Genomic DNA, 13774 nt, shown 5'->3' with positions numbered 1-13774 from the left:
GAATATAAAATTTTGACGACATGTGTCACCACACAACATGACCCACGTCAATAGTTAACAACCCCGGCCGCGGAGGGGCCTTAGTTCCCGGTCCACCGGAGTATCGCGAGCGTCCCCTCGAAGAGCGCGATCATCGTCAGCGTCACGATGATCGGCGCCATCCCGGTCGGGTCGGGGCTAAAGAGGAACGCGATCCCGAGGAACGACCCCCAGAAGATCAGCCGCTTCGCCTCCAGCCACTGCCGGGTGACGAGGTTCATCATGATGGCGAGCATGATGAAAAGCGGGATCTGGAAGACGATCGCCATGAACGACAGCATGATGACGATCAGGTTGAACGTCTCCGCGAGTCCAAAGGCGATCGTCGCCGCGTCGGCGGTGTAGGTGGTGAAATACGAGAAGATCGCGGGCAACACGAGGAAGTGCGCGAACGCGATGCCGATCCCGCCTAACACGAGGCTCGTCGGCACCGCGGCGAGGTAGTAGCGGCGTTCCGTCTGGTAGAGTCCCGGCCGCATGAACCGGTACGTCTCGTAGACGAACGCCGGGAGTCCGACCACGACGCCGGCGAGGCCGGCCACCTTCAGCCGGGTGAGCGGGAGTTCGAGCGGCCCGTACAGCCGGGGCCGGTTCTCCAGCGGCGCGGGGATGTGGTAGCTCCAGAAGTAGTTGATAAGCTCCGTCGACTCGGTGACGACGACGAGCGTGGCCAGTCCGCCGATGAGGAAGACGACCGCGAGCCGCCGCATCATCTCCTCGATGTGGGCGGCAAGCGGCATCTCCTCGTCCGTTTCCGGCCCCTCGATGTCGCCGAAGGGCGCGTCGTCCTCGACGGTCGCGGCCTCCGCCGTATCCGTCGTCGTCGCCGGCGCCCCGCCGTCGCCGAGGCTCTCGGTCGCGGCCTCGTTCTGGGCGGCGACCTCGGCGCCGTCGTCGGCGCCCGCGAACTCGTCGCCGTCCGCGAACTCGTCGGCGTTCGGACCGTCGTCTTCGTCCGCGTCGTCGTCGCCGACCGACTCGGCCGGGGCCGCGTCCTCCGCCTCGACGACCTCGTCCGGCTCGAGGGGGTCGTCGCTCACCGACTCGTCCTCGTCGACCCCGACCTCGGGAGTGACCTCCGAGGTCACCTCGGACTCGACGGAGTCGCCGTCCGGCCCGTCCTCGTCCCGGGTTTCGGGGTCGGTCGCGTCCGCGTCCGGCGACTGCTCCTCGGCGTCGTCGCCGTCGGGAGCGACCTCGTCGGTCGACCCGTCGGCGGCGGCCGAGTCATCGTCGTGCGACCGGTCCGAGTCGTCCATTCAGTTGTCGTACGCGACCGGGCGGTTATCAACCTTTTCGGATGGCCGCGTCAGGCGGTTGGCCGCGGTCGAAAAGGTTGATAACGGCGACGGCCCTCCCCCTCCGTATGGCGAGCGCCCTCGACGAAGACACCCAACGGTCGATCGCGGAGGGCCAAGAGACGGCGAAGGCCTTCCTGCGGTCGATCCAGAAGGACCTCCAGAAGGTGTTCGTCGTCTTCCTCCTCGGCTTCCTCGCGACGTTCTGGGCGCTCCGCGTCTTTATTTGGGACCGGCTCAGGGCGGTCACGGAGTCGAACATGAGCGCCGCGGTCGCCGCGGAGGCGGACGTCATCGCGACGACCCCGTTCGAAGTGATCCTCCTCCAAGCGAAGATCGGACTCATCGTGGGCGCGATCACCGCGATCCCGCCGCTGATCTACGTCACCCGCGACGAACTGCGGCGGCGCGGCATGTGGCCGCGGTCGCCGGTCGCGATCTGGAAGCTCGCCGGGATCGGACTGCTCGGCGTCGGGCTGTTCACCGCCGGCGTCTCCTACGGCGTCTTCGCCTTCTTCCCGCTGATGTTCGGCTTCCTCGCCGAGTTCGGGCTGGAGGCCGGCATCCAGCCCACCTACGGGATCGTGATGTGGACGGAGTTCATCGTCTTCCTCTCGCTGTCGTTCGGGCTCGCCGGCCAGATGCCGCTGCTCATCACCGGGCTCTCCTACAGCGAGATCGTGCCGTACGAGACGTTCCGCGACAACTGGCGCTACGCGGTCGTTGCCATCTTCGTCTTCGGCGCCGTGTTCTCCCCGCCGGACCCGTTCACCCAGCTACTGTGGGCGTTTCCGCTGGTCGCGCTGTACGGCTTCAGCCTCTACCTCGCGAAGCTCGTCGTCACGGCCAAGCGGAGCTCCGACCGGATCGACGTGCTTGGGGCGATCCGGAACCACTGGAACGTCGTCGGGGGCGCGACCGTCCTCGGCGGCGCGCTCGTGTACGGCTTCTACGAGTACGGCGGCCGGACCGGCTTCAACGACCTCCTCCGGCTGGCAAACAGTAGCTGGCGGTTCCTCGAACCCGGCGCGGGCCTCGGCGTCGACCCCGCGACCGCGGCGGCCATCTACGCCGGCCTGTGGGCGTTCGCCTTCGCCGCCGTCGCGACGCTGTGGGCGGTGTACACCGACCTCGACACCGCGAGCGCCGGCTACCAGTACGGCGACCCGACCGCCATCGACGTGAGCGAACTCGACGCCGCGGGCGTGCGAGCGGCCCCCGAGGACGCGTTCGCCGAGATGGAGGAGGCGGAGTCGCTCGCGCTCGCGCAGGCCGCGATGGACGAGGACGACCCGGAGAAGGCGCAGGCGATCCTCGACCGGTTCGACGAGGCCGACGACGGGAACGGCGGCGACGGCGACGGCGGCGGCGCCGAGGGCGCGGACGAGGCCGGCGAGGACGGGCTCGTCGGCTCCGTCCAGAACCGGACCTCGCGGGCGAGTTCGACGTTCCTCGCCGAGCTCACCGACGGAGAGGAGGAGGCCGCCGAAGACGACATCGGCGGCTACTACAAGGACCTCAAGTTCATCTTCGACTCGCTGCGCACCCGGTCGTTCCGGATCGTCGCCGTCTTCGGCGTCGTGATGGCGGCCGCGTTCACGTGGCTGTACCTCGGCGGACTCGGCACGGTCCGCGGCGACCTCGAACGGCGCGTGCCGGCGGAGATCGAGGGCGGGATCAACATCATCACGCTCCACCCGGTCGAGGCGCTGATCTTCATGGTGAAGTTCTCGGTGATGCTCGGGATCTTCGCCGCGTTCCCGGTGGTCCTCTACTACGCGTGGCCCGCGCTCCGCGAGCGCGGCTTCGTCAAGGGTCGCGTCTACCAGGTGTACCTGTGGGCGGGCGCGCTCGGCGCGGGGATGATCGGCGGCTTCGCGTTGGGGTACGCGTACATCGCGCCCGGGCTCATCGGCTGGCTCGTCACCGACGCGCGCCTGGCGGACATGATCATCACCTACCAAGTGAGCGACTTCCTCTGGCTCGTCATCTACACGACGATCGGGATCGGGTTCCTCGCGGACATCCCGATCGCGATGGTGCTGCTGAACAACGCCGGCGTCCCGTACCGCGTGTTCCGCAACCGCTGGCGCGAGGTGACGATCGGGATCCTGCTGGCCGCGGCCGTGTTCACCCCCGCCGACGTGATCACGATGTTCCTCGCGACGATCCCGCTGATGGCGGCGTACGGCGTCGGCGTCGGCGTCCTCTTCCTCGTCACCTTCGGGGGCCGACGGGACCTCTCGCCGCCGACGGAGTTCATCGGGGAGTAGCCGTCCGGCTCGTGACACGCGTGTGGGTGTGTTTATCACACCCGATATTCTGGCAGATAACTACTTACTGGGGTGTTAGCCAGCTTTAGCTATGCTTAAAAAGATCGCGATCGACCGGTTGGACCTTCGACCGAAGCTCATCATCGCCTTCGTCCTCGTGGCGCTGCTGGTCGGCGTCACCGGTGCCGTCGGGTACCAAGCCGTCGGCGACGTCGACGAAGAGGCGCACGTCATCTCCGGGGACGGCGACAAGATCGATGCCTCGCTGAACATGCTCGTCGCCATCGAGGAACAGCAAGTCGCCGTCCACGCCGCCCTCCTCGGAGAGGAGGGTGAACGAGCGGCGTTCGAGGCCGCCGGGGAGCGGTTCGACGAGTATTCGGCGGCGTTACAACGACAGGAGCTGAGCGGGCAAGAGCAGGCGGAGTTCCGGGAGTTACAGGCGCAACACGAGGAGTACGCCGCGGTCGCTGGAGAGCTGTTCGCGGCCGCGGAGGCCGGTGAGATGGTTCGCGCGCGGGAGAAGAGCGACGAGCTGGACGGGATCGTCGCCGGTGCCAAAGACTCAGCCACCGCGCTCGAACGGGCGGCCATCGAGGACAAGGAAGCGTCCGTCGCCGCCGCCGACGCCACGGCGCAGACCGCGCAGCTGGAGGTAGTTGGATTGACCGCCGGAGCGTTCGTCGCGGCGATCGCGATCGGGCTGTTCGTCGCCGGGCGAATCACGCCGCCGATCGCGCAGCTCTCCGAGGGGCTCGCCGCGATCAGCGACGGCGACCTCGAGAGGGAGGTGGACCCGCACGTCGAGAGCGACGAACTCGGTCGGATGGTCGACGCGTACACCGAGATGCGTGGCAACCTCCGCGGGGTGTTCTCCCAGATCGGGACCGCGAGTGAGGGGCTCAAGCGGGGGCGGCTCGACTGGGAGTTCGAGGCCGAGTACCCGGGGCGGTACGGCGAGACCATACGGGACCTCGAGACCGGCGCTAACGAGCTCGCGGCGAGTTTCGGTGAGATCAAAGACGTCAGCGGCGATCTCCAGCGGGGCGTGCTCTCCGGCGATGTCGACACGGACCGGCCGGGACAGTACGGCGCCGTGCTCGATGACCTCTCGGTGGGGGCGGAGCAGCTATCTGACAGCTTCGCGCAGATATCGACCGCGAGCGACGGGCTGAAGCGGGGAAAGCTCGCGCAGGACGTCGACACCGACTACCCGGGGGCGTACGGAGAGGTACTCGCCGACTTGGAAGACGGGATCGACCGCCTCGGCGACAGCGTCGGCAGCGTCAAAGCGATCGTAGAGAGCGTCGACACGTCGAGCGAAGTTGTCGCACAGAACACGGAAGAGGTGAAAGCGGCGAGCGAAGAGGTCGCTAGGTCCGTCGAAGAGATCTCCCACGGCGCGGACACGCAGAGCGAGAACCTCCACGAGGTCGCCAGCGAGATGAACGACATGTCGGCCACGGTCGAGGAGATCGCGTCGTCGGCCGATCAGGTGGCTGCGACCGCGGAGACCGCGGTCGAACGGGGGAACGACGGGCGCGAGTACGCCGCGGCGGCGACCGGGGAGATCGACTCGATCGAGGAACGGGCGGACGAGGCGGCCGCGCAGGTCGCGGCGCTCGAAGCGGACATGAACGAGATCGGCGAGATCGTGGAGATGATCTCCGGGATCGCCGAGAAGACGAACATTCTCGCGCTCAACGCCTCGATCGAGGCGGCGCGTGCGGGGGAGGCCGGGCAGGGGTTCGGCGTCGTCGCCTCCGAGGTCAAGTCGCTCGCGGAGGAGGCGTCGGAGGCCACTGCGGCGGTCGAGGAACACATCGAGAACGCCCAGTCGAGCACCGCGGAGACGGTCGCCGGAATGGATCTGATGAGCGATCGCGTCGAGCGCGGTTCGGAGACGATCGAGCGCGCGATCGAGACGTTCGACGAGATCGCGGACGCGGTACAGGAGGCCGAGAGCGGCATCCGGGAGATCAGCGACGCGACCGACGACCAAGCCGCCTCGACGGAAGAGGTCGTCTCGGTGGTGGACGAGGTGGCCGGCGTGAGCGAACAGACCGCGGCGGAGTCGAGCAACGTGTCCGCGGCGACCGAAGAGCAGGCGTCGTCGCTCGCGGAGACGACGGAAACGATCCGGGGGCTCTCAGAGCTGGCCAACGATCTGAGCGGCGAGGTGGCGGCGTTCGAAACGGCGGACGGAGCGGCGACCCGGACGGACGGGCGGCCGCAGGCAGCGGCCGACGGAGGGCGGTGACGGCTGAGCGTCCTCGAGCGGAGCCGCCGGATCGAGTGGGGCCCTCGGCGCGATCGAGGCCTGACCCGGCGAGCGGTGGTGAGCGGAAGTGTGTTCGTTAAGTGCCTTCGGCGCGTGATTTGGATATCGATGAACCGGCTCCGTCCGACGAACCAAGTACGCGTTACGGTGAGCCTCGATCCATGAGCAAGGACTACATCGAGGTCCGCGGCGCCGAGGAACACAACCTCACGGACCTCGACGTCCGGATCCCGCGCGAGGAGTTCACCGTCGTCACCGGGCTCTCCGGGTCGGGGAAGTCGTCGCTCGCGTTCGACACGGTCTACGCCGAGGGACAGCGCCGCTACATCGAGTCGCTGTCCGCGTACGCCCGCAACTTCCTCGGGCAGATGGACAAACCGCAGGTGGAGTCCGTCGAGGGGCTTTCGCCGGCGATCTCGATCGACCAGAAGAACGCCGCGAACAACCCCCGGTCGACGGTCGGCACCGTCACCGAGCTCCACGACTACCTCCGGCTGTTGTACGCCCGGATCGGGACCCAGTACGACCCCGTCACCGGCGAGGAGGTCGGCGAGCAGTCAGCACAGGACATGGTGAACCAGATCCTCGACCTGCCGGAGGGCACCCGCGCGAAGGTCGCGGCCCCCATCGTCCGCGACCAGAAGGGCGCCTTCGAGGAGCTGTTCGAGGGGCTCGTGAGCGACGGGTACAGCCGCGTCGAGGTGGACGGCGACTCCGTCGACCTGACCCTCGACGACCCGGACCTCGACGAGAACTACGACCACACGATCGACGTGATCGTCGACCGCGTCCGGGTGTCGCCCGAGGCGCGCTCCCGGATCACGGACTCCGTCGAGACCGCCTTAGAGGAGGCCGACGGCGTCCTCAAGCTGATCGTCCCAGACCCGCCCGAGGACGTGCCGTTCGCCTCGAACGCGCGCTCGACCGGCTCGCTCGCGGCCGACGCCGACGGCGACGACCGGCTCGTCGTCGAGTTCTCCGAGGAGCTGGGCAACCCCAACTCCGACGTTCAGTTCTCGGCGCTCGAGACGCGGTCGTTCTCCTTCAACAGCCCGTACGGCGCCTGTCCCGAGTGCGAGGGGATCGGGTCGACGAAGGAGGTCGACGAGGGGCTCGTCGTCGAGGACCCCTCGAAGCCGCTCAAGCACGTCTTCGAGCCGTGGAGCTACGACCGCACCTACTACTCCCGCCAGCTCGACAACGTCGCCGACCACTTCGGCGTCGACCTCGACACGCCCTTCGAGGTGCTCGACGAGGATATCCGGCGGCAGTTCCTCTACGGCACCGACGACCTCGTCCACTTCGAGTGGACCACGAAGAACGGCACCCGGGAGAAGACCGAGCGCTTCGAGGGCGTCATCCCGAACCTGGAGCGACGCCACGTGGAGACCGACTCCGAGCGCGCCCGCGACCACATCGAGGAGTACATGGCCGTGACGACCTGCCCCGAGTGCGAGGGGACGCGGCTCAAAGAGCAGTCGCGACACGTCCTCGTCGCCGGCACGTCGATCACGGAGGTCAACGAGCTGTCGATCGGCGACGCGCGCCGCCACTTCGAGGGGATGGAGTCGGAGCTCAACGAGCGCGAGACGACCATCGCCGAGGAGATCTTAAAGGAGATCCGCGCGCGGCTCGGCTTCATGGAGGAGGTCGGGCTGGAGTACCTCACGCTCGACCGCGAGGCGTCGACGCTCTCCGGCGGCGAGAGCCAGCGCATCCGGCTCGCCACGCAGGTCGGCTCCGGGCTCGTCGGCGTGTTGTACGTCTTAGACGAGCCGTCGATCGGGCTCCACCAGCGCGACAACGACCGGCTGCTCAACACCTTGGAGGGGCTCCGCGACCTGGGGAACACCCTCCTCGTCGTCGAACACGACGAGGAGACGATGCGGCGCGCCGACGAGATCATCGACATGGGGCCGGGGCCGGGCAAGCGCGGCGGCGAGATCGTCGCGCAGGGCACCTTCGACGAGGTGGTCGACGCCGAGGAGTCGGTGACGGCCGACTACCTCGCCGGCCGTGAGTCGATCCCGGTGCCCGACGAGCGCCGCGACCCGGAGGGCGAGCTCGTGGTGCGAGGCGCTCGACAGCACAACCTCGACGACCTCGACGTGCCGATCCCGCTGGGAACGCTGACGACGGTGACGGGCGTCTCCGGCTCCGGGAAGTCGACGCTCGTCAACGACATCCTGTATAAGGGGCTCGCGCGGGAGATGAACGACAACACCTCGGTCGACCCCGGCGAGCACGACGCGATAGAGGGCCTAGAGGGAATCGAGACGGTCCGGCTCATCGACCAGTCGCCGATCGGTCGGACGCCGCGCTCGAACCCCGCCACGTACACGGACGTGTTCGACCACGTCCGCGAGCTGTTCGCGGAGACGAAGCTGTCGAAGCGCCGCGGCTACGAGAAGGGCCGCTTCTCGTTCAACGTGAAGGGCGGTCGCTGCGAGGAGTGCGGCGGGCAGGGGACCGTCAAGATCGAGATGAACTTCCTCTCGGACGTGTACGTCCCCTGCGAGGAGTGCGGCGGCGCGCGCTACAACGACGAGACGCTCGACGTGGAGTACAAGGGGAAGACGATCGCCGACGTGCTCGACATGAGCGTCGCGGAGGCCCACGAGTTCTTCGAGAGCCACCGCGGGCTCAACCGCCGACTGAAGCTGCTGCGAGACGTCGGGCTCGGCTACATGGAGCTCGGCCAGCCGTCGACGACCCTCTCGGGCGGCGAGGCGCAGCGCGTGAAGCTCGCCGAGGAGCTCGGGAAGCGCGCGACCGGCGACACCCTGTACCTGCTCGACGAGCCGACGACGGGGCTCCACAAGGCCGACGAGCGCAAGCTGATCGACGTGCTTCACCGGCTCGTCGACGGCGGCAACACCGTCGTCGTCATCGAACACGAGCTCGACCTCGTGAAGAACGCCGACCACGTGATCGACCTCGGCCCCGAGGGCGGCGACGGCGGCGGCGAGCTGGTCGCCAGCGGCACCCCCGAGGAGATAGCTCGTGTGGACGACTCGCACACCGGGCGCTACCTCCGCGACATGCTCCCCGACGTCGACCTCGAAGGTCCCCGCGACGATCGGCGGAAACCGGCCGTGGCCGACGACGACTGAGACGGGAGAAGATAAATCATCCGACGCCCCGTCCGTGGCGCGTATGGCCACTCAGGGGAGAGAGGCTGGAGAGACCATCTCCATGTCGTCCGAGCCGGCGGTACCGTTCGCGGAGCTGCCGCGAGACGAGCGGCGAGACGTGTTCTTCTCGCTCCCGGAGACCGCCAGAGAGGCGCTCGTCGCGGACATGAGCCGGTCGGCGCTGGAGGCGTTCACCGACAGGCTCGACCCGGACGAGGTGACCGACGTGCTCGGGTACGCCGACGAGGGGACCCGCGAGGCGGTGCTCGCGACCCTCAACGCCGAGCGGCGCGAGAAGATCGACTTCCTGCTGTCGTTCGATCCCGAGAGCGCGGCCGGGCTGATGAACCTCGACTACGTCACCGTCGACCGGAGCCGGCGGTTCGACGAGGTGGCCGAGCGCGTCCGCCGCTTCGAGGACCGGACGGGGCGGGTCCCGACGATTCTCGTCACCGACGGCGAGGCGCTCCTGGGCGAGCTGCCCGGCGCCGCGCTCTCGGTGGCGGGCCCGGAGACCGACCAGATAGCGGACCACCTCAAGGAGGCCCCGTCGATCCGCTACGACCGGGACGACGAGGAGGTGTTGGCGGTGTTCCGCCAGAACAGCGAGCGGACCGTCGCGGTGCTCGACGACGACGGCGACGTCCTCGGCGTGATCTACGCGAGCGACCTCCTCTCGGTCCTCGAGGGGAGCGTCGGGGAGACGCTGTACGAGTTCACGGGCGTCACCGAGGCGGAGAGCGTGCTCGACGGGCCGGTCGAGAAGGTCCGGCGGCGGTACAAGTGGCTGATATTGAACCTCGCCACCGCGTTCCTCGCCGCGGCCGTGGTCGGCCTGTTCGAGTCGACGATCGCCGCGGTCGCGATCCTCGCCGCGTACATGCCGGTCGTCGCCGGGATGGGCGGGAACGCGGGCACCCAGTCGATGGCGGTCACCGTTCGCGGCATCTCGCTCGGACAGGTGTCGCTGTCGACCGGGAGGCGCGTCGTCGCGAACGAGGCGATCGCCGGCGCCGCCAACGGGCTCATCACCGGGGCCTTGGTCGCGGTCATCGCGACCGCCTTCTCGTACGGCGAGTTCGGGGTCCTGCTCGGTGCCGTGATCGGCGTGTCGATGGTGGCGAACCTCGTCATCGCCGGCTTCTTCGGGGCGCTCACGCCCCTGCTACTCGACAAACTCGGCTACGACCCGGCGACGTCGGCGACCATCTTCATCACGACGGCGACCGACGTGCTCGGCTTCTTCGTCTTCCTCGGGCTCGCCGGGGCGGTGTTGGTCTAAGCGGTCTCGGCGGGCTTCGGCGGACGGGGACGGCCTCGACCGTCCGGCCCCGTTCGCGACCCGCAGCTTGATGCCGCGGCGCGCCGTCGCCCCGGTCATGCGAGAGATCACGACCGACGACGTGCCGGAGGCGCTCGGGCCGTACTCACAGGGGATAATCTCGGGCGACACGGTCCGCGTCTCGGGGAAGACGGGCGTGGACCCCGACACCGGCGAGGCGCCGGAGTCGGCCGCCGAACAGACGACGCAGACGCTCGAGAACGTCGCCGCGATCCTGGAGGCGGCCGGCACGACGCCGGACGCGATCGTGTCGGCGACCGTCTACCTCACCGACATGGACGACTACGACGCGGTCAACGAGGCGTACCGGTCGTTCCTCTCCGAGCCGTATCCGGCGAGGACCTGCGTGGAGGTGTCCCGACTGCCGGCGCCGCTCGACGTGGAGATCACGGTCACCGCGGAAATAGACGGCTGAGCGGCGTTTTTGGGCCGTTTCGGGGCGAAATTGGGAAAAGAATTTTTGTTTGCTATCCCCTGCCACACGCCCATGGAACGACGGTCGTTCCTCTCCGTAGGCGGCGCAACGGTCCTCGCGCTCGCGGCCGGACGCTTCTCCACCGCCGGCGACCCGGGCGGCCCCGCGGCGGTCGTCGAGGAGTACTACCGGCGGGCGAGCGCGAGCGAGGACGCCGAGGCGTTCGCGGACGAGGTCGCGGGTCTCGCGCACGGCGCGTCCCCGCTCTCGCGGCTCGCCGAGGACGTGCCGATGGCGTTCGACAGCACTGTCAGACAGGAGCTGTCGGGCGCTGCGGTCGTCGTCGAGGACGTCTCGGCCGAGCGGATCCGATCGATATCCGGGTTCCTCTCGGCCTCGCTGACCGACGACGAGGTCGAGTCGATCGCGGCCGAGAACGCGATCGTCTCGGCGACCGTCGTCGGCGGCGACGGCGGCGAGTTCGAAATCCGGTGGCTCGTCGCGACCGACGACGGCGAGTGGCGGGTCGTGTGGCCCGGCGAGCCCGAGGGGCCGGTGACGGTCGTCAGGGAGTACTACCGGCGGGCGGACGAGGCCGAGAGCGCGGCGGCGTTCGCCGACGACGTCCGGGAGCTCTCGCATCCCGCCTCGCCGCTGCGCGAGGTGGCGGAAGACGTACCGGGGCTCTTCGACGGGGCGCGGCGCCAAGCGGTCGTCGAGGCGGCGGTCGCCGCGCGGGACGTGGACGCCGAGCGCGTCCGCGGCGTCTCGGACTTCTTCAGGGGGGCGGTAGACGACGAGGCGGTCGAGGCGATCGCCGCGGAGAACGCGGTCGTCTCGGTGACGGTCGCCGACGACGACGGCGACGAGTTCGACGTGGAGTGGCTCGTCGCGACCGACGCCGGCGAGTGGCGGCTCGTCTGGCTCTGAGCCGCGGCGACCGCGGGCGGACCGCGGCTCAGAACTTCTCCAACAGGTCGCCGTAGAACTCGCCGCCGCGGTCGTCGGCGAGCTTCTCGACGATGAGCTCCGGCGTCGACCGCGCGAGGTGGCCCTTCTTCGGCGAACGGTTCACCCGGAGTTCGCCGTCGACGAGCCCGTCGGCCTCGATCCCGTCGACGGCGATGTCGAAGGCCGCGGCGTCGCGGATCTCGCGGGCGAGGTGCGAGACGAAGACCGCGGTCGCGTGCTGGTCGTCGAGCGCCTCGAGGATGCCGGCGATGATCTTCGCGGAGGCGCCGGGCTCCGTGATCGACTCCAGCTCGTCGACTAAGACGAGCCGGCCGTCCGCGCCGTCGACGAGGTCGCCGAAGTCCCGGAGCGTCGCCTCGAACGCCCCCGCGTCGAGGGTGCCCTGCGACTTGGCGTAGTAGTGGATCTCCTCGAAGCGCTCGACCGTGGCCGACTCGGCGGGAACGGGAAGCCCCATCTGCGCGAGGACGACGACGAGGGCGACCAGATCGAGGGTGGAGGTCTTCCCGCCGGAGTTGACGCCGGAGAGCAGCGTCGCGCCCGAGACGGCGTAGTCCACGGGCTCGACGGCCGCGAAGTCGACGTCGAGGAGCGGGGACCGCCCGCCCTCGATCCGGAAGCCGGCGTCACCGTCGGTGTCGGGGTCGGTCACCGTCGGCAGCACGCAGTCGAAGTCGTCGGCGAACCGTGCGATCGCGAGCTCCACGTCGAGTTCTAAGGCGTCGCGGACCAGCTCTTCGACCGGTTCGCGGAGGTCGCCGAGGTCGCTCGCGAGGTCGGCCTTCAGCTGCGCCGCGCGGCGGTCGCGGGCCGCTGACAGCTCCGTGTCGAGCCGCGAGACCGCCGTCTCGTCGTGATCGACCGGGAAGGAGGGGTCACCGCCGAAGACGCGCTCGGCCAGCTCCGCCTCCTCGGGTTCGAGCCGGAGCGCGTCGGCGAGGTGGTCGCGGGCGGCGTCGATCGCGTCGTCGTACTCGTCGGCGAGCTCGCGGTCGAGGAGCGAGTCGACGCGGGCCCCCTGCTCGACTAAAGAGAGGAAGTCGGTGCCCTCGATGGTCACGTCGCGCTCGCGGATCGCATCGCGCAGGCGGTCGTCGGCGACCGAGGCCGCCGTGGACACCGCGGCGTCGAGGTCGTCGACCGCGGCCGTCAGCCGGTCTAACTCGTCGTCGCCGGCGATCGTGCCGTCGTCGTCGAGCCGCGAGAGCGCGTCGCGGAGGCGGTCGACGTCGACCGGGGGCGAGCGGTCCGCCGCCTCGTGCACCGCCGCGGCCGCCTCCAGGCGCTCGCGGTTCTCGGCGAAGAAGGCGAGGAGCCGCTCCGGCACCGTCTCCGCCGGGTTCTCCAACGCGTTCGGCCGGACGACCACGTCGCCCTCGACGTCGAGCCCGGCGAACGACTCGTCTAAGACGATCACGGAGGCGTACGACCGGGCCAGCTCGGAGACGTCGCGGGCGTCCTCGACCGTCTCGGCCGAGAGCTCGGGGACCGCCGCCTCGGCGCGCGCGAGCGTCTCCGCGTCGGCGGTCGCGAGACAGCGGTCGCGGACGCGGACGGTCGGGGGGTCGACCAGCGGGGCGCAGTCGGCGAGCGCCTCGCGGACGGCGGGGTCGGCGTCGCGCTCCATCGCGTCGGCCGCGAACGACTGCGCCTCCGCGATCCGCGAGGCGGACGCGCTCGGGTAGAACGTCTCCAGCCGCTTCGCGGCGTAGTCGGTGACGGTGCGCTCGCGCAGCAGGTCGATCGCCTCCCGGTACAGCTCGCGGGCGCGGTCGGTCGCCAGCACGCGCCCGTCGTCGTCGTGGCGGCGGCGGATCGCGCCGCGGGCGATCCGGGCCGCGCGGGCCTCGTTAACGCCCGGTGCGCGGGCGATCGCGGCCACGTCGCCGGACTCGACGGTCGCGACCGGGTCGTCGAGCTCGCGCAGCGCCGCGGCGGTCTTGGCGCCGACGCCGGGTATCGCCTCCAGCTCCATCTACCCGCGGCTACCGCGGCGACGGGCTAAAGCGTGCGGGGTCGG

The 13774-nt window shown here is 69.5% G+C and carries 8 protein-coding genes; 6 read left to right on the top strand and 2 right to left on the bottom strand.

The window, feature by feature from the left end:
* Positions 1–80: 80 nt before the first annotated feature.
* Positions 81–1298 carry a twin-arginine translocase subunit TatC gene (tatC, locus tag ACZ5KW_RS03875; protein WP_343778421.1) on the bottom strand — a complete coding sequence of 406 codons (1218 nt, stop codon included), beginning with the start codon at positions 1296–1298 and terminating at the stop codon, positions 81–83.
* A gap of 107 nt (positions 1299–1405) precedes the next feature.
* Between tatC (ACZ5KW_RS03875) and tatC (ACZ5KW_RS03870) the strand changes: the two genes are divergently transcribed.
* From tatC (ACZ5KW_RS03870) to ACZ5KW_RS03845, 6 genes are all read left to right on the top strand, one after another.
* Complete coding sequence (gene tatC, locus ACZ5KW_RS03870; protein WP_343778422.1) at positions 1406–3610, top strand: twin-arginine translocase subunit TatC; 2205 nt, start codon at positions 1406–1408, stop codon at positions 3608–3610.
* Between the two features lie 91 nt (positions 3611–3701).
* The gene (locus ACZ5KW_RS03865; protein ID WP_343778424.1) at positions 3702–5870 is read left to right on the top strand and encodes a methyl-accepting chemotaxis protein; all 2169 of its coding nucleotides are present in this window, start codon (positions 3702–3704) and stop codon (positions 5868–5870) included.
* Positions 5871–6052: 182 nt separating this feature from the next.
* The gene (uvrA, locus tag ACZ5KW_RS03860) at positions 6053–9004 is read left to right on the top strand and encodes an excinuclease ABC subunit UvrA (RefSeq protein ID WP_343778426.1); all 2952 of its coding nucleotides are present in this window, start codon (positions 6053–6055) and stop codon (positions 9002–9004) included.
* A 43-nt stretch (positions 9005–9047) separates the two neighbouring features.
* Positions 9048–10307: a magnesium transporter gene (locus tag ACZ5KW_RS03855; protein ID WP_343778428.1), complete on the top strand. Its 1260-nt coding sequence runs from the start codon at positions 9048–9050 to the stop codon at positions 10305–10307.
* A gap of 97 nt (positions 10308–10404) precedes the next feature.
* Positions 10405–10782 (top strand): RidA family protein, encoded by a 378-nt coding sequence (locus ACZ5KW_RS03850; RefSeq protein ID WP_343778429.1) that lies wholly within the window; start codon positions 10405–10407, stop codon positions 10780–10782.
* A 72-nt stretch (positions 10783–10854) separates the two neighbouring features.
* Complete coding sequence (locus tag ACZ5KW_RS03845) at positions 10855–11712, top strand: hypothetical protein (protein WP_343778431.1); 858 nt, start codon at positions 10855–10857, stop codon at positions 11710–11712.
* A 28-nt stretch (positions 11713–11740) separates the two neighbouring features.
* On the opposite strand, the gene ACZ5KW_RS03840 is transcribed toward ACZ5KW_RS03845, so the two are convergent.
* Entirely contained in the window at positions 11741–13729 is a 1989-nt protein-coding gene (locus ACZ5KW_RS03840; protein WP_343778432.1) for a MutS-related protein, read from the bottom strand.
* Positions 13730–13774 lie beyond the last annotated feature (45 nt).

This window comes from Halorubrum ejinorense (assembly GCF_055389685.1).
The sequence above is the reverse complement of the archived record's forward strand: the minus strand, read 5'-3'. Positions and strand labels throughout refer to the sequence as shown.